Genomic DNA, 24,705 nt, shown 5'->3' with positions numbered 1-24,705 from the left:
ATTGAGATGAAAATGAAAAGTAAATTTTTCGGTAGTAGCGCTAAATTAGCGTTAACCCTGTTAGCAATGTGCGGTATGTTCGCAAGTTGCTACGAAAAAGATGAGATTGATGTACCTAAAGTGACCGAGCCTACAGCAACAACATATCAAGTTGCAGGTATTGTTGCAGATGCTGAAAGCAATGCTGTGATGGATGGTGTAACGGTAACCAATGTTACAAACTCAAAGTCAATGACCACCGCCGCAGACGGTAAGTATGCTTTGGAAGCCAAAGTAGGAGAAACCAACGTAGTGACTTTTGCAAAGAGCGGCTACAAAACAGTGACAAGCTCTGTATTTGTTACCAAACAGGAAAATGGTTCTATCGTTGCCTATACGATTGATGCCAGAATGGAAAAAGGCAAAGAAACAAAACCGACAATGGATGTAGAATATCAGATTGAAGGTTCCGTATTTGATGCAGAAAGTGGTGAAGCCGTAGCTATTAAAGCTGCAACCATTCCGGGAGTACTGACAGCAACCATCCAGAACGGTAACAAATTCACAATGTCTAACGTAAGTCTGGGTCAGCATACAATCTATATTACTGCTGACGGATACAAACCGACTACTGCCAATGTTGCCATCAGTGAAGTAACAGGTCCGGAAGGCGAAGGTATTTTCATTGCAAAAACTCCGGTAACCGTTTCTATGCAGAAAAACGAAGTAGAGATTGCTCCTAAATATTATCTGTCAGGAAACATCTATAATCAAGATGGTGGTATGGTAACCAAGGCTGAAGTTACACTAAACCTTTCAGGATATGAAACTGTCGCAACTGCTTCCAACGGTTTTTATAAGTTCGAAATTCCAGCCGACAAGATAAAAGGGTTGACTAAAGCAACTGTAACAATCCGCCACAATAGCTATAAAATTTATGTATATACCGCATTTATAGCACCGGAAGGTAATGGTCAAGTATCTAACACCGTAGTCAACGTTACACTGATTCTGAAACCTGACACAGAAAAACCTGCTGATGACGATAATGTATTTATCGGCGGTAATGTAGATATCGAACTTCCAACAGAAAATGCCGTAGAAGCTGCTCCGGAAAAAGCAGAAGGTGAAAAAGTACCGAGCAAGTCTGCAGTAGAAGAATCAATCAACAAGGTATTGGAAGCTACAGGATCGGATATCAAGATCACTCCGGCACAAGCAGAGCAAGTGGTTAACACCATGGAGAAATACATCGCTAACGGAACTTTGACAGAAATCGATAAAGTAGCAGTTCTTCCGATCGAAAAAGAAACTACTTTCGAACTGAAATCTAAAGTGATCGATACCAATAACGACAAAGAAGAGATGGTTACTGACGAAATTGTTCTTCCGGCCAACACAGTGGTTATCTTCACAAGCGGCGTGGCAAGTACTCTGAACATCAGCCGCACCGACGAAGGTAAGGAAGGTGCTTCTATCCGCGAATATGACGGTACTCCTACCGGTACTATCTTCGTTACTCCGATGGAAGTGAAGTTCACACCTGCAGTTGTTGTTGCTCAGGGAGAAACTCCTGAAGTTGCACTGGCTACTCTCTACTTCAACGAAAAGACCAGCACTTGGGAAGCTGAAGAAAACTACGCAACTTATCAAAATGGTGTATTTGTAGGCAATGTTCACCACTTCTCTAAGTTTAAATTCGGTTTTGAAGAAGCTGACAGCCAAGCTGATGCAGAAGCTGCATTAGACACTATGAATTTTGATAAGGCATGCTACACTGAAGGTGAAACAGCTAAAGTAAAAATGGAAATCAACTGGAAGGGTGGCATCAAGTGCGAAAACGGTGCTTCTGTAGAAGAAATCGTTAAGAAAGCTCATTCTTCTTTGACCTCAACCACCATCAAGATGGTTGCTGCTGCTTTGGAAGAAGCTATTAAAGATGACAACGCTAATGTTACTCCGGGAGCAGCCTTTACTACAGATACAAAATTCACATACGAACTGGAAGTGCCCGCTTACACACAGTTGACCGGTTTCAAGGTAACAAGAAACGTTATCAAAACGACTTATACATTACCGTTTGCCGTTTACAACAAAGCGACCAAAGCTATTGAAAAGAAAACAGCTACAGTTACAATCAGCAAGGTTTCTTCAGTAGTAGTGGAAACTATAGAAGCAATCGGTCACGGACATGGTCACGGACACGGTGATGATCTGAATGCCGGTGGTGGTATCATCATCTCTGAATAATTGAGAAAATAAATGTAGTAATTGAAATCATTGAACCGAAAGCGTAGAGAATGTATACAATAAATTTAAAACGAATCCTCATCGTATCGCTATTTATAGCTATACCCTTTATGCTTTCGGCTCAATTGACCTACGGTACTACGGGATTACTGCATGCCCCTTCGGCAGAGATGCAAAAGGATAAAACAGTGATGCTGGGTGCTAACTTTATGAATAAGGAGATAACTCCTCCGACGTGGTATTATCATACGTACAATTACTACCTGAATGTAACCATTCTACCTTGGATGGAAGTGGCATATACTTGTACTTTGTTCAAGGCAGAAGCTCTTGGATTAAAGCCTTATGGTTACTCAGGGTTCACCAATCAGGACCGGTATTTTTCTCTCAGATTACGGGCATTGAAAGAGGGACAGTTCTGGAAATACATGCCCGCTGTGGTAATAGGAACCTCCGATCCTTTTACCTCGTCCGGTGACGGAGTTGTCGCCCCGACCGAAGGTAACGGATATTTCAGCCGTTTCTATGTCGCAGCCACCAAACATATCCGATTGGGATCAGAGACAATAGGAGTACACCTCTCCTACCTTTATAACAAACGGATAGAATACAAACTGAATGGGATCGCGGCAGGTATCAGCTACAATCCGTCTTTCCATCCGCAATTGAGATTGATTGCCGAATATGATTCGAAAGATTTTGCGTTAGGTGCCACCTATTTGCTTTTCAACCATCTACACGCACAAGTGGAATTACAAAAGATGAAGTACGTTACGGGAGGATTGACACTCCAGTTCCGCTTGTCAGGGAAAAATGGAATAAAAAAGCAAAAACGAAACAAAGAGTTAAAATAAAAAATGAAATAACATGAAAAGTAGAATAGCAATATTGTCTTTACTGTTGACAGGCGCAGCCATCTCCGCCTCAGCCCAGACCAAAGAGCATTATTATAGCGAGAAAGCTAAAGATAATATCTTTATCAGTGTGGGTGTGGGAGCACAGGGATGTGTAAACCCTGACAACTTTGATTATGGCTTCGGACATGCCATAACTCCGCTGATCCATGCATCAGTCGGTAAACTGTTCAACCCTATCTGGGGTATCCGCGGTCAGGTAGCCGGATGCTGGAGCACATTATACTCCGAATACGGCATGCCGGAAGGAGAATATAACAAAATGAAGAATAAAAAGTACTTCACTTTGCGTGCCGACGGATTGTTCAATTTGTCAAATGCCATCGGAGGCTACAACCCCGACCGTTTGTTCACCGTATCAGTGTTTGCCGGTCCGGGACTTACGTTTGCCAAGGCTTATGGCAACCAGGATAAACTGGATGCACTGATTAATGGTTCTGTTGGTCTGATGGGACAATTCAACATCAACAAATACCTGGACATTAATGTAGAGGCAAGAGGAGAAGTTTCCCCTTCCGTATTCGGACGCTATAGCTCAGCTCATACGGATGGCGCTGTTTCTCTGACAGCAGGTGTTACTTACACATTCGGAGGTAAGAGATTCGTATCTTGTGGTGCCCAGGTAGACCAAAGTGCTATTAACGAAGAGTTGAATCGTTACAGAAGTGAATTGTCAAAAGCTCAGTCTGACTTGGCTGATGCTAAGAACGCACTGGCTAACGTGAAACCTGTAACAAAAGAAGTTGTAAAAGAAGTTGAAGTAGCCGGTCCTCGTGCTGTTTTCTTCCAGATTGGCAAATCTAAAATCGATGACTACGGCATGGTTAACATCCAGTTGGCAGCTAAGATCCTGAAGGCTAATCCGGATAAGAAATACAAAGTGGCAGGCTATGCAGATGAAGCTACCGGTAGTGCAAAGTGGAACCAGAAACTATCTGAAGCACGTGCCCAAGCTGTATATGACGCTCTTATCAAAGAAGGCGTAAGCAAAGATCAACTGGAACTCATCGGTTTCGGTGGAACTGCCAACATGTTTGGCAAGAACTTCCTGAACCGTGTTGTAATTTTAGAATAATAGGGTTTCGATTTCCTAATAGAGCGGGAAACAAATTGCTCTATACTTTGAAAAGGTACGTCGCTGAGACGTACCTTTTTTTCTTGCCTTGTCAAGTCATGCCCCTCTCCGGAATATTTTCTTCCAATGTAAACTAATAAAAAAAGATGTGTCCATTATTCATGAACACATCTTCGCTTATCCTTTTCGTCTGACAGAGTCCTAATATACTAACTTCACATTGTCAATATAGAGCGAGTTTCCAGGCGATCCGATATATGCACCACCATGACTGGACGTAAACTGGAGTACCATATGTGTCGGTACATCGTCAGCTTCTCCCCATGCTACTTCATGGATTGGGACACTCTCCCCCTTACTGTTCACCGTAAAATACTCAGAAGCCTGAAGACGCATCATATGAGCCTTATATGCCGGATCATTAGTTATATCGCCATACATAATATTGTAAGTGGCACCATTTTTCCAATCAGTCGAATGATAATAATAGTTCACCATTGTCCCGATACGTTTGGCATATACATTCCCTTTGGCATCCTCCCAACGTTTCTGCAACAACAAAATAACAGCAGGGAAATCCTTGCCCGGCACGTCTGTTATCTTACTGAATCCCGTTGCCCGTATGCGGTTTTCACGATCGGACATTTTCACTTTATAGTCAAACTGGATAGCTGACGGACGTTCGGTAAACGGCACTCCCATCTGTAACATTTTATTAGGATTCTTAGTGCTTTTAATCGGTTCATGTACTGTCCCCAGAAACATAGATCCTGCCGCCAGAACTGTGATATCTACAATTCCGAGCACTTTCACACTCTCCATACGGGTATCCAGACGTGCACAAAAGCCATCTCCTCTTGCTTCAGGAAACACCGAAGTATTGGTCTTCGTAATCCCTGACACGCGTGCCATAACGTTAGAAGTAGCCCATGGAGACCCTCCTTTATTCGTATAAGGTTTCGCACCTACAATGGTTTCCGTAGGTCCAATGGCATATACTTTTTTGGTATTTCCACCAATAATACCCGATTCTTTTATCTCACGTGTCACCCACTGATCCATATTCCCAAAAGAGAACATCTCCACCTTCTGCTGCGCCACAGCAGGAGCAGAACACAAAGTTACCAGACCTGCCACCCATAAGCGATATGTCTTCTGAATCATCTTTCCTCCTTTCTTTTATAAACTATAATCCCATTGCTTCAGTGCAAAATCCCAATGATCCTGCACCAGCTGAACAGTACGGTCATCATACTTATATTTGTTTTTCTTATATCCTTTTTTACCTCCCACATACTTTTCTATTGCACCACGTGCTTCGGAGAATCCGGGAATATCCAAAGCATGATAAATATTCTCAGTCATTCCCATAGCGTCTGCCTCAAAATCCTCAAATTTCACTTCCATCAGGTTTCCCTTGGGAATGAACTGCTTATCAGCTTCATATTTATGGTACAATTTAGCATAAATGGAAAGAATATTGTCCTCCAACTCGGCGGGAGTAATATCCTGCAATTTCAATGGCTGAATCGTATTGGTAAAGAAACTCCGTGTAGATTCAAATACTGTATACGGATTGCGCATCAGATAAACAAACTTCGCATTGGGGAACATTTTCACCAGCTCCTTCACCCGTCCTGTATGAGGGGGATTCTTACTGAGAAACTGGGTACCTTGCGTATTCCATAAAGAAATCTTGATCAACTTGGTAAATGTCTCCTCAAAAACCTTCAATTCAGCTTCGCTGATATCATCAAAAAGCAAATATTTATCAGCATATTCTTGCTGGTATTTGGGTAGGAACCAGAAATTATAGTAGGTATAAGGCATCATATTGGCAAGTGCGAACTCTTCTTCCTGCGGTAAATCGACGGCCAGTTCCATATTATCCGTCGGACGCTTATCCGGCATAAGCCAACTCATATTTTTCTTGAAGAACGGCTGGCCCCACATCATTAAATGTGGAAATACGGTTTGATAAGTCGTGTTATAGCCGAAATGTGTATCGCATGAAAAAACATTGTGCACAAAAGTAGTTCCACTACGCCAGTGACCAAGAATAAAAACCGGATCATGCTCTAATGGTTTATCTGCCAGTATCTTCTCATAACGCTTATCCTGAAGAGGGGCCAAAGTAGACAGTAAACGGCAAACAGCCTTTGTCAGACGATATTTACCTTTATAGGGCGCATCGACCTCCCTTCCTCCCGTAATAGCTTTAAATGTTTGCCAGTCTGCACCCACCAGAGTATTTATAGGAAGTTTATTAAATTCAAGTAATCCCATAATAATGTGTTAGTTGTTAATGTGTCAACAGGCCGTAACCAGCCCGTCGGCACATCGAATCATTATTTACTTTTCTATTCTGACTTCGAAACCTTGTTCACTCAACGATTTCACAGCCTTTTCAATCGCTTCATAATGCTCAGTCGTTATGCCCAGTTTTGGCAGGTTCAGAACCGGAAGATCATCAGAAGCATTCATGTCTTTTCTTTCAACCCGATCGATAATCATCCCCACAGCACTGGTATTATTGGTAATCGGATCAATCAGAATGAACGAGCCACACGATTTATTCTTCTGATACGGATCAAAGAACAACTCTTTGGCTGTAGTAAACACCACACGTGCTATTTCGTTCAAAGAAAGGAAAGGGACAGATGAATGTTCCATCGTATTGACATCCACTTTATACTTAATGCTATCAATACGGGTACGGCTAACGTTCGTTGTCTGTTTGATAAAGAACGATTTGTTGACATCCATCGGTTCTTCATCCATCCACACCAACATCGCTTCAAAATTACGGTCTACAATAGGCAGGTTGTCCGGATGAACCAACATTTCTCCTCTCGATACATCTATTTCATCTTCAAGTGTCAGTGTAACCGACTGTGGAGGAAAAGCATACTCCTGTTCACCATCAAAAGTAACAATACTCTTAACATGAGATACCTTACCGGAAGGCAAAGCCATCACTTTATCCCCTTTACGTATAACACCGGATGCCACCTTACCGCAAAACCCGCGGAAGTCAAGATTCGGACGAAGTACATATTGTACGGGAAAGCGGAAATCATCAAAATTATTATCACTGTCGATATGCACCGTTTCCAGAAAATCGAGTAAGGAGAGTCCTTCGTACCACGGAGTTCTTTCCGACCTATCCACCACATTGTCTCCATCGAGTGCCGAAAGAGGAATGCAGGTTACATCAGGAATCCCCAGAGGAGCTACAAACTTTTTATACTCTGTTACTATTTCGTTGAAACGCTCTTCCGAAAAATCGACCAAGTCCATCTTATTGACTGCCAACACCACATGCTTGATTCCCAACAAAGAAACCAGGAAGGTATGACGTCTTGTCTGAGTGATCACTCCCATGCGGGCATCTACCAGAATAATAGCCAGATTGGCCGTAGAACCACCGGTTATCATATTACGGGTATACTGTTCGTGCCCCGGAGTGTCAGCAATGATAAATTTGCGGTTATTGGTAGAGAAGTAACGATAGGCCACATCAATCGTAATGCCTTGTTCGCGTTCGGCCTTCAGCCCATCCAGCAACAGAGCATAATCAATGTGTTCTCCTGCATTACCCAACCGTTTACTATCGCGTTCCAGCGCATCGAGCTGGTCTTCATACAATTTCTTGCTATCGAACAGCAGTCGCCCGATCAATGTAGACTTTCCATCGTCTACCGAACCTGCCGTCAACAGACGCAGCAAATCTTTCTGTTCGTCTTTATCCAGAAATGCTTTTATATCTAATTTATCTGCCATAGTTGTAATATTTAAAAATATCCTTCGCGTTTCTTCTGTTCCATGCTACCTTCCTGGTCGAAATCAATAACGCGGGTTGTACGTTCGCTCTTGGTAGTAGTCATCATCTCTTCCACAATCTTCTCAATGGTGTCGGCTTCGCTCTCGACAGCACCTGTCAACGGCCAGCACCCCAACGTACGGAAACGTACCATTTTCATCTCAATCTGATCACGGTATTTCTCCGGCAGACGCTCATCATCAGCCATAATCAGATTTCCGTCCATCTGCACCACAGGACGCTCCTTGGCATAATACAATGGTACAATCGGAATATTCTCCAAGCGAATGTATTGCCAGATATCCAGCTCGGTCCAGTTGCTCAACGGAAACACACGTATGCTTTCACCTTTATGTACGCGGGCATTGTAAATATCCCACAGTTCCGGACGCTGGTTTTTAGGATCCCATTGATGAAACTTATCACGAAAAGAGAATATGCGCTCTTTGGCACGTGATTTTTCTTCATCACGGCGGGCACCGCCAAATGCGGCATCAAATTTATATTTATCGAGTGCACGCAATAAAGCTTGTGTTTTCATCAGGTCGGTATGTACCTTACTTCCATGTGTAAACGGTCCTACTCCCGCATGAAAAGCTTCCATATTGCTTTCCACAATCAGATTCCAACCATACTTTTTAGCATATTCATCACGGAACTGAATCATTTCCTTAAATTTCCATTTAGAATCGATGTGCATTAAAGGAAACGGCACCTTGCCCGGATAGAAAGCTTTCTCGGCGAGGCGTACCATGACTGAAGAATCCTTTCCGATGCTATACAGCATAACCGGATTCTCAAACTCCGCCGCCACTTCGCGGATTATGTGAATGGACTCGGCTTCGAGTTCCTTTAAGTGGCTTAATTTATATTCCTCTTTCATTGTTATGATTATTTCTTCATCTATATTCTATTCATGTCTGCTCACACGGGGCAATACAATGTCCAACAGACGCTTGACTGACTCTTCAAGTGAAAGTGTTGAAGTATCAAGTGACAAGGCCGGATGCTCCGGAGCCTCAAATGGAGCGGATATCCCGGTAAAGTTTTTTATTTCTCCCCTACGGGCCTTGGCATACAACCCCTTCACATCGCGTTTCTCACATTCGGCAAGCGGAGTGCTGACAAATACTTCTAAAAAATCATCTTGCCCGATAATGCGGGCTGCCATCTCGCGGATATCATTATTAGGACTGATAAAAGCAGCAATCGTAATAATACCGGTATCAATAAAAAGTTTGGAAACCTCAGCTATACGACGAATATTTTCCACCCTGTCGGCTTCAGAAAAGCCTAAATTATTGTTTATCCCCGTACGGATGTTATCTCCGTCCAAGATACGGCACAACAATCCACGTTTATGCAATTCGCGTTCCAAAGCAATTGCAATCGTACTTTTGCCCGATCCGCTCAGACCGGTAAACCAAATCATCACGCCATGCTGCCTCAGGAGTCCTTCTTTATCCTGCCGGGTCAGCATCCGGTCGAATATTGGATATATGTTATTATTTTCTTCCATTATAATATGTTAGATGTTGTTTCAGTCATTAAAACGGCCAGATTAAAGGAATCAGGAAAATAGAAATCAGGAATGTTATAAGATTTAAAGGTAATCCGATACGGACAAAATCCATAAACTTATAGTTACCGATACCTTGTACGATCAGGTTAGTCTGATAACCAATCGGTGTAGAGAAACTGGCCGATGCAGCCATACAAATGACCACAAAGAACGGCATCGGATCGACTCCCAACTGGGTTGAAAGCGACAAAGCCAACGGAAAAGCCAACGCAGCGGCCGCATTGTTTGTAATCAGTTCCGTAAACAGATTGGTAATAATAAATAGAACCGCCAGCAATACATGGGGACCGTAATCATCGCTCATGCCGATTATGAACTCTGCCACCTTATCGGCCACTCCCGAGTTCACCATTGCCTTACTGATGGCAAAAGCACAAGCGATCGTTATCAAAATATCCCACGAAATATATTTAGTGTACTTGCGTGCCGGGAAGATTTTAGTCCAGGCCATGATAATAGTAGTAACGGAAACAAAGAAAAACATATCCAGTTTCATGTCCGGAAACATTTCCTTCACTATTGGAAGTTCTCCGACAGTAGCACCTGCTATCATCAGAATCAACAGAATCAATGCAAACCAGCGTTTCCCTTTTCCCGGTACAGGTTCGTTATCATTGCCGTTGGCCAACAACACAAACACAGAAGATTCTCCCCAAGTAGGAATAAATGTATCATCTGCCATCACTACCAATGTATCACCTTCACGCAAAACAACCTCTTCCAGGTTATTGACGAACCGCTGTCCGTTGCGTTTCTTGATTTCTTTGACCTCAGCACCATAATGACGCTTGAAATTAAACTCACCCAACGTTTTATTAATACCCGGAAAACGGGCACCAAGCACAGCTTCCACCCGGTGGAGTTTATCTCCTTCTTCTATCTCCTCATCAGGTACGGCCGTATCGGGACGTGCATCAGGGAGCAACTTTTTAGAAAAAGCAAACAGATAAATGATGCCGGCAATTGCAATAAAGATCCCCACTTTACCCAATTCAAACATCGTAAATCCTTCATGTCCGGATTCCAGTATCATTCCGTGCACAACCAAGTTGGTAGACGTACCGATCAAAGTACAAATACCTCCCAATATAGTCACATACGAAAGAGGAATTAAGAATTTGGTAGCAGGTAAGTGGACGGTACGCGCCCATCGTTTAATGATTGGAGCAAAAATAACAACAACCGGAGTATTATTCAAAAAAGCCGAAATAAAGGCAACGGAAGGTAATAAACGCAATTGTGCCCTGAATACCGTCGTTCGCTTCTGAGGAAGCAACTTTTTAATGACCTGCCCCAACGCTCCCGACTGGCGGATACCCTCGCTTACCAAAAAAAGCAGGGCTACGGTTATCATCCCTTTATTACTGAATCCCTCGAGCATCTCCTTCGGAGTCAAAATACCTGCACAGAGAAACAACACCACTACTGAAAAAAGTATCATGCCGGGACGCATCTTGTCCAGAATCAAAGCAATAACCATCCCCAATAAGGATAATAACACAAACGCAATTTCAAATGTCATAAACGCAAACAATTAGTGGTTTATCTTCTCTTCTCAACAATAAACCAAGGATTCAGCAAATTTTCTTTATTATACTGCAAGGGAACATCTTTTTTATCCGCCTGATAAACCTCCATTCCCGCAGCACGTGCTATAGCATGTCCGGCAGCAGTATCCCACTCCATAGTAGGAGCAAAACGAGGATAAACATCCGCTTTACCTTCAGCAACCAAACATATTTTAATAGAACTGCCACTGGATATCAACTCCACATCGCCGTGTTTCTGCTTCAATGCCTCAATGTATGTCTCTGTCTCCGGAGTCAGATGTGAACGGGAAGCAACAACCACAAATTGATTTTGCCGACCGCCCTGCGGTAGCCGTACGGAAGCGGCAATCAATTTATCAAGTGTGGCATTATCCTCTAAAGCTGTAATATCCGACAATTTATAAGCACCGATCTCTTCACCGGCAAAATAGAGTTCTTTTTTCACCGGCAGATAAATAACTCCGATAATAGGAACCCCCGCTTTCACCAAAGCTATGTTCACTGTAAATTCACCGTTTCGCTTGATAAATTCTTTCGTACCATCCAAAGGATCGACAATCCACAACATTTCCCACTTACGACGGGTATCATAATCCAAATGTCTCCCTTCTTCGCTCAGAACAGGAAAAGGAGTTTCATTCAAAATAGTGGAAATTATTATATGTGCTTTCCGGTCAGCAATGGTCAAAGGAGAATTGTCAGCTTTCCGCTCTATTTCGAAGTCCGAAGCCGGATCGGTATAAATAGACAATATCTCCTCTCCTGCTTTCAGGGCTGCATCAACAGCAATAAATAAGTATTTATGTTCCATTTTATTACGCAATTAAAACCTTGTTTCCGACAAGGCGTAAAATCCCCAGGTAAATAGAGACACAAAAGTAAAAACTTTATCTCTTTAAAAAGTTTTTAAATAGCTAATTATAACTTCTTTTAGTAGAAACCGGCAAAACCCTAAAAAACCTTTCATATCAAAAAAACTATTCAGCTATACCTCCAATTTTTTATATGACACAGACAGTGCTAAAAAGAAGCTTCAAAGATAAAACATACGCTCCAAACAACTTCTCTGACGGAGCGTACAAATTAACATTGTTAATTCCTCTTTTGTATCATTTGCTTTCCATTCACAAACATCAAACCTTTTGCATTAAAAAGACTTGATATTTACCCACAAAAGACTTGGTTTAACACAATGTTAAACCAAGTCTTTTCCAAGCTTAAAACAAGCACCGCCATATCACTGGTTATAAGCAAAATAGTACAATACAGCCTTCTTTATCTAAAGAATCTTTATCTTATAGTTTCGGAAAAGATAATTGCTATTTAAGCAAGTAGCAACTCTCCCATCTGAATATATGAAAATAACGAACGGTAATTATACAGCTTAAAAGATGATTTATATAAAGAGTTTGCAAGCCTCTTGCGAGTATTAGACTTTTTTAATAACTTCACGCCGTACTCCGCAAGGATTACGAAACCAACCTATTAAGATTTAAAATCAAAAAAAAAACACCAATAACTGATTATCAAAACCTACCACAATGAAGAAAAGCATTATTCTGCTATTTATCAGTCTACTTTTATCCCCGCTATGCATTAAAGCGCATCAGCCAGAATTCTCCACCGCCGGATTTTTCCGATTGGCCGATTCCGGTCGGGAGATCTATTCCATGAATCCTGCATGGCGCTTTTATAAAGGAAATTGCGTTGGCGCCGAAGCTGTTAACTTCAACGATCGATCATGGGAGGTAGTTTCCTTGCCCCATGGCATCGAATACTTGCCTACTGAAGCCAGCGGCTGTGTTAATTACCAAGGTGAAGTATGGTATCGCAAACATTTTACACCGGATGCAACCTTGAAAGGCAAGAAATTATTTCTGCACTTTGAAGCCATTATGGGTAAAAGTAAAATATATGTAAACGGTAAACTGCTATCCGAACACTTTGGAGGTTATCTACCTGCAGTTGTCGATGTGACAGATGCCCTGGAATTTGGCAAAGACAATCTGATTGCCGTATGGGCCGACAATAGCAATGACCCTAATTATCCCCCCGGAAAACAACAGGAAGTGCTGGACTTCACTTATTTCGGAGGAATATACCGGGACTGCTGGCTGGTGGCACATAATCAGATATTCATTACCGATCCGAATTATGAAAACGAAGAAGCAGGCGGAGGATTATTCGTCGCTTATGACAATGTATCGGATCTCTCGGCCGAAGTATTGCTCAAAATACAGATTCGGAACTCCGGAAAAAAAGCTTTTAAAGGAGTCGTCGAATACGAGCTTCAACAACCGGACGGACAACAAATAGCTTTTCTGAATTCCGTCATTCGTGTCAAATCCGGTAAGGCAGCCAGTTCATCTGATAAGCTGACGGTAAAAAATCCAATGTTGTGGAGCCCGGAGACACCTACACTATACAATCTGATTGTCCGCGTTCGTAACGAACAGGGCAACGTAATAGACGGATACCGCCGCCGAATCGGGATCCGCAGCATCGAATTCAAGGGAGAAGCCGGATTCTGGCTGAACGGAAGGCCTTATGAAACACCATTGATAGGAGCTAACCGCCATCAGGACTTCGCGATAGTGGGCAATGCAGTGCCAAACAGCATTCACTGGCGCGATGCCAAAAAGCTGAGAGATGCAGGGATGAAAGTAATTCGTAATGCACATTGCCCGCAAGACCCGGCTTTCATGGACGCTTGCGATGAACTTGGACTGTTTGTAATTGTCAATACACCGGGTTGGCAATTCTGGAACGATGCCCCTGTCTTTGCGCAACGGGTATACAGTGACATCCGGAATATGGTTCGACGGGACCGTAACCATCCCTGCGTATGGATGTGGGAACCAATCCTGAACGAAACCTGGTACCCGGCCGACTTTGCCCAGAATGCACATGATATAGTAAAAGCAGAGTATCCGTATCCATATTGTTACAGCGGATGTGATAGTGAAGCCAAAGGAAAAGAGCATTTCCAAATACTTTTCACCCATCCGCTCAATGGAGGCGGAGGAGCCTACTCAACCAACCATATCAAGAAACAGATCACTTACTTCACACGTGAATGGGGTGATAATGTAGATGACTGGAATTCTCACAACTCTCCCAGCCGGGTGGCACGCAACTGGGGTGAACAAGCCATGCTTATACAAGCGCAACATTATGCTTGCCCACCTTATAAATATACCAGCTATGATGCCTTATACCGCACTCCCCGACAACATGTAGGAGGCTGTTTATGGCATTCGTTCGACCATCAACGCGGTTATCACCCCGATCCGTTCTACGGAGGTGTGATGGATGTATTCCGACAACCCAAGTATTCTTACTATATGTTTATGTCCCAACGATCTCCCCGGAAAGAGAAGCGTCTTTTCAAGACAGGTCCGATGGTTTATATCGCCCATGAAATGACCCCGTTCTCCGGTAAAGATGTCACAGTCTATTCTAACTGCGACGAAGTGAGACTTACTTATCTCAAAGGTGGAAAAACACAAACCTATGTCCGCACCCCGGAGAAAGAAGGGATGCCTTACCCCATCATTACTTTCAAAGACGCATACGACTTTATGCAAGACAAAGCATTGTCACGCCAGGGCAAACAGGCCGACGTATACTTATTGGCAGAAGGGCTGATAGACGGCAAAGTAGTAGCTACGCATAAAGTTTATCCGGCACGACGACCGGAAAAACTACTCTTATGGGTAGATAATGAAGGAGTAGATCTGAAAGCAGATGGTTCTGACTTTGTCACTGTTATAGCTGCCGTTGCCGACAAGAATGGTAATATCAAACGTTTGAATAACTATACCATCAAATTCCAGGTAGAAGGTGAAGGACGTATCTTAGGCGGCGCAAATAACCTGGCTAACCCGGCATCTGTTCGATGGGGAACGGCTCCGGTATTGATTCAATCTACTTTAAAACCCGGCAAAATCAAAATCACGGCCAGTGTTTTATTCGAAGGGTCACAAATGCCAAGTAGTGCCGTATTAGAATTAGAGAGTAAACCGGGTATCTTCCCTCAAATTTACAGTCAGGAAGAATCTGCATTTATCCCGGCCTTTACCGGACAAGGAACAAACAGTCTAACTCTAAAGTCAGAAACACAACTGGAAAAAGAGAGATTGCAAAAAGCTGAAAATGCCGAAAAACTGAAAGAAGTAGAACAGCAACAGGAGGAGTTCGGCGAAAAGAAATAATCACATCCACTATTTGAAAAAGGCGGTAACTTCACAGTTACCGCCTTTATCCGGGAGCAAACATCTGTTGCTCCCGAAATTACCAAAAAGAATTTCTTTATTAATAGATTCTATATAACAACCAGGCACCCTGGAAGTCTTTTCTATTAGGATATTTAGCCTTGAAAGCATCACGTGCCTGTGCAGCAGAAGCTCTATCGGCAAATGTATTTACAATCACACGATACATGGCTGTTTCAGCATTAAAAGCAATAGTTGCATTATAACCTTCTTTATCCAAAAAATCTTTCAGACCTTCTGCATTTGCTTTCAAACCAAAACTACCGCATACTACGCTATAATCTTTCAATCCATCGGCACCTGAAACCACTGTTACCTTTTCCTGACGAACGCCTGCAGCATTATCAACAGCTTTTTTAGTTTCTACCGGAGCAGTAACCACCGGAGTGACCTCTACGGGAGCTTCTACCTGCGGTTCAGCCAATTCCTGTTGTTTAGCTTTCTCGTATGCCTTTTTATAAGCGCTTTCGCTGGATTTACATGAAGCAAATGCCAAGGCAACGCATACGCCCATCCCTAATACTACTAATTTTTTCATAATCTATACACATTTAGTTAATAATTTCGTATCCACTGTTTGAAGGGGACAAAATAATAGAATTTTTATCACCCCACAAAACAATCTTCCTAAAAAACACCTTTTCAGAAATCTCAGCAATCCTTTTTCCTATAAGAAATCGTACCGGTGGCCTGATAAGTGGGCATCACCAATACCTCGGCTATCTGTATATGCTCGGGGGCAGAAGCAGCATAATAAACGGTTTCAGCAATGTCATCTCCGGTCAGCGGACGAATGCCCTTATAAAAAGCATCGGCAGCATCTTTATCTCCACGATAACGGACGACCGTAAAATTAGTTTCCACCATTCCCGGTTTTATATTCGTAACCCGCAGGGGAGTATCTACCAAATCGATCCGCAGACCGTCCGAAAGTGCTTTGACGGCAGCCTTAGTAGCGCAATACACACTTCCACCGGGATAGGCTGCATCACCGGCTATCGAACCGATATTAATAATATGCCCGCGGCTACGCTCCACCATTCCGGGAACCACCATACGCGTGATAGCCAACAATGCCTTAATATTGGTATCAATCATAATATCCCATTCGTCCAAATTTCCTTCAAACTCTTTGTCCACTCCAATCACAAGACCGGCGTTATTCACCAACACATCGATATTTTTCCACTCTTCCGGTAAAGAGGCCAATGCTGCGGAAGCCGCTTTGCGGTCACGTACATCAAACGGCAACAAACAGACACGCACCCCATATTTAGTTTCCAGTTCCTTTTTCAGTTCTTCCAGCTTTGCCACATTACGGGCATTCAAGATCAAGTCCGAACCCTGTGAAGCAAACTTACGTGCACAGCCTTCACCAATACCGCTGCTTGCTCCTGTTATAAAAACGATTTTACCTTTCATTTCTCATATATTAATTTAGATTTCCCATATAATGAGACACAAAAGTACGCTTAAACCTCCGATGATATGCCCTACACCTTAGTTAAATAAGATTAAAGCATTACAGAAAAAAGGATTTACGTCTTACTATTGACCTATCTTTGTGCTATATAACATAACAGAGCCGAGAGGCTCATTCAATTATTGTACATGACATTTGAAAATTTGAATTTGATAGAGCCTATTTTAAAGGCTTTAAGACAAGAGGGTTACACCTCTCCCACCCCGATACAAGAACAGTCAATCCCCATTTTACTTCAAGGAAAAGATCTATTAGGTTGTGCTCAGACAGGCACCGGTAAAACGGCGGCTTTTTCTATCCCTATCTTGCAAAAATTGTATAAAACGGACCATCGCAAAGGGATCAAAGCATTAGTGCTGACACCAACCCGGGAACTTGCGATACAGATTGGTGAAAGTTTTGAAGCATATGGCCGTTACACCGGTCTGAAACATGCCGTTATTTTCGGCGGAGTAGGACAGAAACCACAGACCGACGCTTTACGGGGGGGGATACAGATATTGGTTGCAACTCCGGGCAGATTATTGGATTTGATATCACAAGGATTCGTTTCCTTGAATTCACTTGACTTTTTTGTTTTGGACGAAGCAGACCGAATGCTCGACATGGGATTTATCCATGATATCAAACGCATTCTGAAACTGCTTCCGACGAAAAGACAGACTCTGTTCTTCTCGGCTACCATGCCACCGGAAATAGAGACACTGGCAAACTCGATGTTGACAAAACCGGAAAAAGTGGAGGTAACCCCGGCTTCTTCGACTGTGGATATCATCTCTCAACAAGTTTATTTTGTCGAGAAAAAAGAAAAAAAAGACCTGCTGATTCACTTGCTGAAAGACGCCTCTATCGAGTCGGTACTTATTTTCACACGCACCAAATACGGAGCTGATAAACTGGCACGTATATTGACCAAAGCCGGCATCGGCGCAGAAGCGATTCACGGCAACAAAACCCAGAATGCCCGCCAACGGGCCTTGACCAACTTCAAGAATCACACCCTACGCGCCTTGATAGCAACCGATATCGCCGCACGAGGCATCGACGTAGATCAGCTATCGCACGTGATCAATTATGAGTTACCCAATGTACCGGAAACTTATGTGCATCGCATCGGACGGACAGGACGTGCCGGACATGAAGGTGTAGCCATCTCTTTCTGCGAATCAGAAGAACTTCCCTACCTGAAAGACATTCAAAAACTGATAGGGAAAAACATTCCTGTAGTGAAAGAACATCCGTTTGTCACTGCCGAAGGCGCCAAAGCTCAGGAAGAAAAACAAGAAGAGATTAAGGTCAAAGCAAAAGCCAACAAAGTATACCGTGGAAGCCGGGCGAACGGTGACTTCTGGAGACGGAAAAAACAAAAGCCTAACCAGCCTTCTTCTAATAAGCAAGAAAAAAGGAAATAATCCGTTGGCAATAGGGCAGATGTGATTTTCTTTCACATCAAAATATATAAATCAAGCCAATGGTAAATAGAACCCAAAAGCGCCATATACACAGCCCCATGGTATGAGAAAAATCTTGGAGATTTATAACTCCAAGAAAACACTCCATATAGAAGTATAAAGAAGGTGCGTCATAACTCTTTTCACCACGGAGTTGTGGTGAGTTTCGACACACACTCTTTATTGATTAAATATATCTCCCATACGAATATTCCCACAAAGAAGTGAATCTCCCGCTTTAGGGGCTTCAGATTTTAAACAGAGTATTATTTTCTAAAAAAATTAGGGCAAATAGAACAAGTTTTCAATAAAAATGTTAGCTTTGTAATATGATCATTTAAAAACAAAAGATTATGAAAGGACTTAATGTATTAGCAGCTTTTCTGGGTGGTGCAGCCGTAGGCGCAGCCCTGGGTATTTTATTTGCTCCTGAAAAAGGAGAAGATACTCGTCACAAAATCGCAGAGATTCTTCGCAAAAAAGGTATCAAGTTGAATCGTAACGAAATGGAAAATCTCGTTGACGAAATTGCAGCCGAAATCAAAGGTGAAGTAATTGACTAAATGAACAAGACCAAAACAGAGCTATCATGTTTACAGACGATAAAAGCATTGAAAATATCCAGCAACTGTTTGCTGAGTTCAAGAAGTTTCTTGTGCTCCAAAAAGAGTATACCAAACTGGAATTGACGGAAAAATTAACGATACTCCTATCCACGTTAATTATGATTTTAGTGCTTACTATCTTAGGTATGGTAGCCCTGTTTTATCTGCTTTTTGCCTTGGCTTACATTCTTGAGCCATTAGTAGGTGGATTGATGGTAAGTTTCGGCATCATAGCAGGCATCAATATCATATTGATCGCCATCATTTATTTTTTTCGCAGGCAACTTATCATTTCACCAATGGTAAATTTCCTTGCAAACCTGTTTCTCAACGATCCCGATAAAAAATGAAGCAATGAACAACAGCACACCTACTCCCCAAAAAATTACGCTGGAAGACATTGCTCAGCGTAAACAAGAAATATTGCAGGATATCCGCAACCAGAAACAAGCCATGGCGGATACTACCCGCCGGATTTTCGCCCCCCTTGCACCTGCAGCTTCAGGTGGTAGCTCACTGATGCGTTCTTTCAATACCGGTATGGCTATTTTTGACGGCGTCATGCTGGGCATGAAAATGATCCGCAAAGTTCGCGGACTTTTCCGGAAAAGATATTAAAAAAACACCCGGACATACATCATTGTATATCCGGGCGTCTACTATTATCATGTGATATCAAGGAAGTCTTTACACGTACGTTTCCAGTAATTTCACATTGCCACCTTGTGGAACAATCGTCACATCCTGAGTGGTGGCAGGAAGCAAAATCGTTTCTCCCGCACCAAGCGTCACCTCGTTGCCTTCATTATCGGTCATCAGACAAGAACCTTCTATACAAATGAAGATAACAAATGAATCCAGCTCTGAATAATCACAACTGATCTGCTCACTCATGTCATAAACCGACGTGGTAAAGTAAGGACAAGCCACCAACTCAACCGGTTCATCTTTCAGAGGTTCATATTTGGTACGATAGTCATCAAGCACTTCATAGTTGATTGCATCGAGTGCCTGGCTGGTATGCAACTCACGTGTTTTTCCATTCGCATCTTTACGATTGAAATCATAAATACGATAAGTAATATCCGAGGTCTGCTGGATTTCAGCGATGAATGCCCCCGCACCAATGCTATGGATACGTCCCGCAGGCAAAAAGAAAACATCGCCCGGATGGATTTCGTATTCCTGAAGCACATCTGTGATTGTATTATTGTACACGCGCTCTTTATATTCTTTCGGAGTAATCTGCTCAGAAAATCCCGAACGCAGTTTAGCCCCTTTATCGGCACCTACTACATACCACATCTCAGTTTTACCTTTTGAGTTGTGGCGCTTCTTAGCCAGTTCATCAGTTGGATGCACCTGTATAGACAGATCTTGCTTCGCATCGATAAACTTTATCAGCAAAGGAAACTCATTGCCAAAACGGGCATAGTTTGCTTCGCCTACCAGTTCCTCACGGTATTTTTTCACCATATCGGTCAGCGTAAGGCCTTTATCCGGACCATTAGCTACGACAGACTCGTTATTTTCTACGCCGGAAATTTCCCAGCTTTCCCCCACTCCCTTCAAATCATCTTTCAGATGCTTGAACGGGATAATTTTGTCGCCCCCCCAAAGCGTCTGCTTCAGAATGGGTTCGAATTTTAATGGATACATTTTTGTTTTTCTTGTTATAAACTTAGATTAAAAACTCATGATTTTAACAATCAAGGGACAAACATACGAAAAATATCAAATAATACACAAAATCCTGCCTTTTAATTAAAAGTAACATGAAAATTTTATCTTCACATTACAATTTTGGATGCTTTTTCGGGAAACGCTAAACTTTCCTAAATCGCCGAACAGATTTACAAGGAATAATTTGGGAGAACGAAAGAATTTCCCTTTATTTGCAAGAAATTTTAATAATACCAGACATGATTAACACATTCCCAACTGAAGGAAATCTGTCAGGGCTCAGCCGGAAAGATTTTCAAAAGGATATAAACGATAAGAAAACCGATTTGTTTATCCTCAAAAACAAGAAAGGAATGGAAGTTGCCGTAACAAACTACGGATGCGCCATTCTATCTATCATGGTTCCGGACAAAGACGGAAAATATGCCAACGTCGTACTCAGCTACGGCACACTGGATGCACTGATGCACGGACCGGAACCTTTCCTGAGCACCACTATCGGACGTTATGGCAACCGTATCGCCAAAGGTAAATTTACCTTGTATGGTGAAGAGCACAATCTCACAATCAACAATGGCCCTAATTCACTTCATGGCGGCCCCACAGGATTTCATGCCAGAGTTTGGGATGCCGAACAGATAGAGGAAGGCATGATCCGGTTTAACTATACTTCGGCAGACGGAGAAGAGGGCTTCCCCGGTAATCTGGAAGTGGAAATGATTTATCGCCTTGAAGAAGAAGAGAATGCAATTGTCATCGAATACCGTGCTACTACCGACAAAGCGACTGTCGTAAACCTGACCAACCACGGATTCTTTAATCTGGCAGGTACTGCCAATCCCACCCCAACAGTAGAAAACAACATCGTCACAATCAACGCAGATTTCTATACTCCGATAGATGAGGTATCCATTCCAACAGGAGAAATAGCCAAAGTAGAAGGCACTCCAATGGACTTCCGTACCCCGCACACCGTCGGTGAACGAATTAATGATAAATTCCAGCAATTGATACATGGTGCAGGTTATGACCATTGCTATGTACTAAACAAGATAGAAGCGGGTTCTCTGGACCTGGCAGCTACCTGCAAAGAGCCCAACAGCGGACGTACTATGGAAGTATACACCACAGAAGCAGGCGTACAACTATACACTGGTAACTGGCTGGGAGGTTTCGAAGGGACAAACGGAGCAACCTTCCCAGCACGAAGCGCAATCTGTTTCGAAGCGCAATGCTTCCCCGATACACCGAACAAAGCACATTTCCCGTCAGCTACGTTACTGCCGGGTGATGAATACCAGCAGGTAACTATCTATAAATTCGGAGTTGAAAAATAAATAAGGAAATAACTAACCTCATTTTTATAACTAACAACTTTTTAAAAACCATGACACAACAAAAAAAGAATTATGTGTTGCCTATTGCAATGATGTTTGCGCTTTTCGCAATGATTTCATTTGTAACAGGACTTACTAATCCGCTCGGACTTATTGTAAAAGAGCAATTCCAGGCTGCCAACTGGATGACGCAGCTGGGTAATGCAGCCAACTTCATAGCTTATGCCTTTATGGGACTGCCGGCAGGTATGATGCTCAAAAGAATCGGTTACAAAAAGACTGCCCTTACTGCCGTAGCCGTAGGATTTATCGGAGTAGGCATTCAAGTGCTATCGGGACAGATGGACTATCAGCCGGGCGAACTGACTGTATTCTGGGTTTATCTGACCGGTGCTTTTGTTTCAGGTTTCTCAATGTGTATGTTGAATGCGGTAGTAAACCCGCTGTTGAATACACTTGCAGGTGGTGGTAAAAAGGGTAATCAATTGATCCAGTTCGGTGGTTCTCTGAATTCTATTTCTGCTACGATCGTTCCGGTATTGGGTGGTTATCTGATCGGTACCATCAGCCAGGATACACGTATCAGTGATGCTAACCCTGCATTGTTCATCGCTATGGGTATCTTCGCTGTCGTATTCATCGTATTGGCCATCATGGACATTCCCGAGCCTCACAAAGAAAGTGCAAGCGATCATAAAGTAAAAGACACTCACAGCCCGCTTTCATTCCGCCACTTCGTTCTCGGAACAGTTGCTATTTTCGTATATGTAGGTGTGGAAGTAGGTATTCCTAACTTTATTAACCTGTTCCTGACCACTTCACCGGATGCGGCAGGTGCCAAAGGATTCGGTATGGATACAGCTATGGCAGGTTCAATCGTAGGCACCTATTGGTTCCTAATGATGATCGGCCGTCTGTGTGGAGGTGCTTTGGGAGCTAAGTTCTCAAGTAAAACTCAGTTGACAGTAGTTTCTTCACTGGCTCTGATCTTCTTGCTGATCGGTATGTTTGCCCCCAGTGCAACAACAGTAGCTATGCCTGTATTTAAAGGAGGTGCCAGCATCGGCTTCGGTATGGAAACAGTACCTGTAGGAATCATGTTCTTCGCACTTTGCGGACTCTGTACTTCTATCATGTGGGGTGGTATCTTCAATCTGGCAGTAGAAGGATTGGGTAAATACACAGCAATGGCTTCCGGTATCTTCATGGTAATGGTTTGCGGTGGTGGTATTCTCCCGCTGATCCAGGGCGCTGTAGCCGATGTAACCAGCAGTTATATTGCAAGTTACTGGGTAATCTTCGCAGCTGTAGCATACATGCTGTATTATGCACTTGTAGGTTGCAAGAATGTAAATAAGGATATTCCTGTTGAATAAAAAACATAAATAATAACTTTTAATACCAAAACGATCATGGATATAGAACACGTAAGAAGTCGCTTCATCAAACATTTTGATGGAACTACAGGATTTGTATATGCCTCTCCGGGCCGTATCAATCTCATTGGCGAACATACCGACTACAATGGCGGATTTGTTTTCCCGGGAGCTATCGATAAAGGAATGATTGCCGAAATCAAGCCAAATGGTACAGACAAAGTAAATGCTTATTCTATCGACCTGAAAGATTATGTTACTTTCGGATTGAACGAAGAAGATGCTCCGCGCGCCAGTTGGGCAAGATATATATTCGGCGTATGCCGTGAAATGATCAAACGTGGTGTTGATGTAAAAGGATTCAATACAGCTTTTTCTGGAGATGTGCCTCTGGGTGCGGGTATGTCCTCTTCAGCAGCTTTGGAAAGTACTTATGCTTTCGCACTGAATGATCTGTTCGGTGAGAATAAAATAGACAAGTTTGAATTAGCCAAAATAGGACAGGCTACAGAACACAACTATTGTGGTGTAAACTGTGGTATTATGGACCAGTTTGCTTCTGTATTCGGAAAAGAAGGCAGCCTGATCCGCTTGGACTGCCGTTCTCTGGAGTACCAGTATTTCCCGTTCAAACCGGAAGGTTATCGTCTGGTATTGCTTGATTCGGTTGTAAAACATGAACTGGCTTCATCAGCATACAACAAACGCCGTCAGAGCTGTGAAGCTGCCGTAGCTGCTATCCAGAAAAAACATCCTCATGTAGAATTCCTGCGTGACTGTACAATGGATATGCTGGCAGAAGCAAAAGCTGATATCAGCGCAGAAGATTATATGCGTGCCGAATATGTTATCGAAGAAATCCAACGCGTACTCGATGTATGTGATGCTCTGGAAAAAGGAGATTACGAAACCGTAGGCAAGAAAATGTATGAAACTCACCATGGCATGAGCAAACTTTACGAGGTAAGCTGCGAAGAGCTTGACTTCTTGAACGACTGCGCTAAAGAATGTGGCGTAACCGGCTCACGTGTAATGGGTGGCGGTTTCGGTGGTTGCACCATTAATCTGGTAAAAGACGAATTGTATGACAACTTCATCGAAAAAGCCAAAGAATCATTTAAAGCTAAATTCGGCAGAAGCCCGAAAGTGTATGATGTAGTTATCAGTGACGGTTCAAGAAAACTGGCATAAAGATTTAAAAACTAATATTCAGAAGGCAAGGCACATCCTAAACAGATGTGCCTTTCTTTTTGTTATGTAAAAAAGCTATCTTTTTATGGTAGATAAATCCCACTAAAAGGTTATCTTTGCGAAAAATCTGAA

21 protein-coding genes are annotated in these 24,705 nt (G+C 42.7%); 11 read left to right on the top strand and 10 right to left on the bottom strand.

Annotated elements, in window-relative coordinates; genetic code table 11:
• Positions 1 to 6 precede the first annotated feature (6 nt).
• The 3 genes from DBK98_RS11980 to DBK98_RS11970 are packed head-to-tail and all read left to right on the top strand — an operon-like array spanning position 7 to position 4,218.
• Positions 7 to 2,229: a carboxypeptidase-like regulatory domain-containing protein gene (locus tag DBK98_RS11980; protein ID WP_005809040.1), complete on the top strand. Its 2,223-nt coding sequence runs from the start codon at positions 7 to 9 to the stop codon at positions 2,227 to 2,229.
• Positions 2,230 to 2,279: 50 nt separating this feature from the next.
• Positions 2,280 to 3,083, top strand: a complete 804-nt coding sequence (locus tag DBK98_RS11975; protein ID WP_005809042.1) for a YjbH domain-containing protein — start codon at positions 2,280 to 2,282, stop codon at positions 3,081 to 3,083.
• Between the two features lie 13 nt (positions 3,084 to 3,096).
• Entirely contained in the window at positions 3,097 to 4,218 is a 1,122-nt protein-coding gene (locus tag DBK98_RS11970; RefSeq protein ID WP_005776459.1) for an OmpA family protein, read from the top strand.
• Between the two features lie 201 nt (positions 4,219 to 4,419).
• Here the strand turns inward: DBK98_RS11970 and DBK98_RS11965 are convergent, their stop codons facing one another.
• The 7 genes from DBK98_RS11965 to cysQ form a co-directional block, all read right to left on the bottom strand.
• The gene (locus DBK98_RS11965; protein WP_005776458.1) at positions 4,420 to 5,382 is read right to left on the bottom strand and encodes a PCMD domain-containing protein; all 963 of its coding nucleotides are present in this window, start codon (positions 5,380 to 5,382) and stop codon (positions 4,420 to 4,422) included.
• 15 nt (positions 5,383 to 5,397) lie between these two features.
• The gene (locus DBK98_RS11960) at positions 5,398 to 6,504 is read right to left on the bottom strand and encodes a sulfotransferase (RefSeq protein WP_005776457.1); all 1,107 of its coding nucleotides are present in this window, start codon (positions 6,502 to 6,504) and stop codon (positions 5,398 to 5,400) included.
• Positions 6,505 to 6,570: 66 nt separating this feature from the next.
• The gene (cysN, locus tag DBK98_RS11955) at positions 6,571 to 8,001 is read right to left on the bottom strand and encodes a sulfate adenylyltransferase subunit CysN (RefSeq protein WP_005776456.1); all 1,431 of its coding nucleotides are present in this window, start codon (positions 7,999 to 8,001) and stop codon (positions 6,571 to 6,573) included.
• Between the two features lie 11 nt (positions 8,002 to 8,012).
• The gene (cysD, locus tag DBK98_RS11950; protein WP_005776455.1) at positions 8,013 to 8,924 is read right to left on the bottom strand and encodes a sulfate adenylyltransferase subunit CysD; all 912 of its coding nucleotides are present in this window, start codon (positions 8,922 to 8,924) and stop codon (positions 8,013 to 8,015) included.
• Positions 8,925 to 8,951: 27 nt separating this feature from the next.
• Positions 8,952 to 9,560, bottom strand: a complete 609-nt coding sequence (cysC, locus tag DBK98_RS11945) for an adenylyl-sulfate kinase (protein WP_005776453.1) — start codon at positions 9,558 to 9,560, stop codon at positions 8,952 to 8,954.
• A 28-nt stretch (positions 9,561 to 9,588) separates the two neighbouring features.
• Positions 9,589 to 11,145 (bottom strand): SLC13 family permease, encoded by a 1,557-nt coding sequence (locus tag DBK98_RS11940; RefSeq protein ID WP_005776452.1) that lies wholly within the window; start codon positions 11,143 to 11,145, stop codon positions 9,589 to 9,591.
• A gap of 20 nt (positions 11,146 to 11,165) precedes the next feature.
• Complete coding sequence (gene cysQ / locus DBK98_RS11935; protein ID WP_005776451.1) at positions 11,166 to 11,984, bottom strand: 3'(2'),5'-bisphosphate nucleotidase CysQ; 819 nt, start codon at positions 11,982 to 11,984, stop codon at positions 11,166 to 11,168.
• Positions 11,985 to 12,714: 730 nt separating this feature from the next.
• Between cysQ and DBK98_RS11930 the strand changes: the two genes are divergently transcribed.
• Entirely contained in the window at positions 12,715 to 15,387 is a 2,673-nt protein-coding gene (locus DBK98_RS11930; RefSeq protein WP_005809048.1) for a glycoside hydrolase family 2 TIM barrel-domain containing protein, read from the top strand.
• Between the two features lie 100 nt (positions 15,388 to 15,487).
• Here DBK98_RS11930 and DBK98_RS11925 read toward each other — a convergent pair whose 3' ends face one another.
• Together DBK98_RS11925 and DBK98_RS11920 are read right to left on the bottom strand one after the other, a co-directional pair.
• The gene (locus DBK98_RS11925; protein WP_005809050.1) at positions 15,488 to 15,985 is read right to left on the bottom strand and encodes an SPOR domain-containing protein; all 498 of its coding nucleotides are present in this window, start codon (positions 15,983 to 15,985) and stop codon (positions 15,488 to 15,490) included.
• A gap of 113 nt (positions 15,986 to 16,098) precedes the next feature.
• Complete coding sequence (locus DBK98_RS11920; RefSeq protein WP_005809052.1) at positions 16,099 to 16,869, bottom strand: SDR family NAD(P)-dependent oxidoreductase; 771 nt, start codon at positions 16,867 to 16,869, stop codon at positions 16,099 to 16,101.
• A 189-nt stretch (positions 16,870 to 17,058) separates the two neighbouring features.
• Here DBK98_RS11920 and DBK98_RS11915 point away from each other — a divergent pair, with 189 nt between their 5' ends.
• From DBK98_RS11915 to DBK98_RS11900, 4 genes are all read left to right on the top strand, one after another.
• A complete protein-coding gene (locus DBK98_RS11915) occupies positions 17,059 to 18,342 on the top strand; it encodes a DEAD/DEAH box helicase (RefSeq protein ID WP_005776446.1) in 1,284 nt (427 codons plus the stop codon).
• 392 nt (positions 18,343 to 18,734) lie between these two features.
• A complete protein-coding gene (locus DBK98_RS11910) occupies positions 18,735 to 18,944 on the top strand; it encodes a YtxH domain-containing protein (protein ID WP_005776445.1) in 210 nt (69 codons plus the stop codon).
• 26 nt (positions 18,945 to 18,970) lie between these two features.
• On the top strand, positions 18,971 to 19,336 hold the full coding sequence (locus DBK98_RS11905) for a phage holin family protein (protein ID WP_005776444.1): 366 nt from the start codon (positions 18,971 to 18,973) through the stop codon (positions 19,334 to 19,336).
• Between the two features lie 4 nt (positions 19,337 to 19,340).
• Complete coding sequence (locus tag DBK98_RS11900) at positions 19,341 to 19,604, top strand: hypothetical protein (protein ID WP_005809055.1); 264 nt, start codon at positions 19,341 to 19,343, stop codon at positions 19,602 to 19,604.
• Between the two features lie 69 nt (positions 19,605 to 19,673).
• Here DBK98_RS11900 and DBK98_RS11895 read toward each other — a convergent pair whose 3' ends face one another.
• Positions 19,674 to 20,645, bottom strand: coding sequence for a type I phosphomannose isomerase catalytic subunit (locus DBK98_RS11895; protein WP_005776441.1), 972 nt, complete (start codon positions 20,643 to 20,645; stop codon positions 19,674 to 19,676).
• A 263-nt stretch (positions 20,646 to 20,908) separates the two neighbouring features.
• On the opposite strand from DBK98_RS11895, the gene DBK98_RS11890 reads away from it, so the two are divergent.
• The 3 genes from DBK98_RS11890 to galK are packed head-to-tail and all read left to right on the top strand — an operon-like array spanning position 20,909 to position 24,573.
• Positions 20,909 to 22,006, top strand: coding sequence for an aldose epimerase family protein (locus DBK98_RS11890; protein ID WP_005776439.1), 1,098 nt, complete (start codon positions 20,909 to 20,911; stop codon positions 22,004 to 22,006).
• Positions 22,007 to 22,056: 50 nt separating this feature from the next.
• On the top strand, positions 22,057 to 23,382 hold the full coding sequence (locus DBK98_RS11885; RefSeq protein WP_005809061.1) for an MFS transporter: 1,326 nt from the start codon (positions 22,057 to 22,059) through the stop codon (positions 23,380 to 23,382).
• A gap of 36 nt (positions 23,383 to 23,418) precedes the next feature.
• Positions 23,419 to 24,573, top strand: a complete 1,155-nt coding sequence (galK, locus tag DBK98_RS11880; RefSeq protein ID WP_005776437.1) for a galactokinase — start codon at positions 23,419 to 23,421, stop codon at positions 24,571 to 24,573.
• Positions 24,574 to 24,705: the final 132 nt, after the last annotated feature.

The sequence above is a fragment of the Bacteroides sp. PHL 2737 genome, from assembly GCF_004115325.2.
In the GTDB taxonomy this organism is placed as follows: Bacteria; Bacteroidota; Bacteroidia; order Bacteroidales; family Bacteroidaceae; genus Bacteroides; species Bacteroides hominis.
Note: the sequence above shows the minus strand (reverse complement) of the source record. Positions and strands in the feature narration are given on the sequence as shown.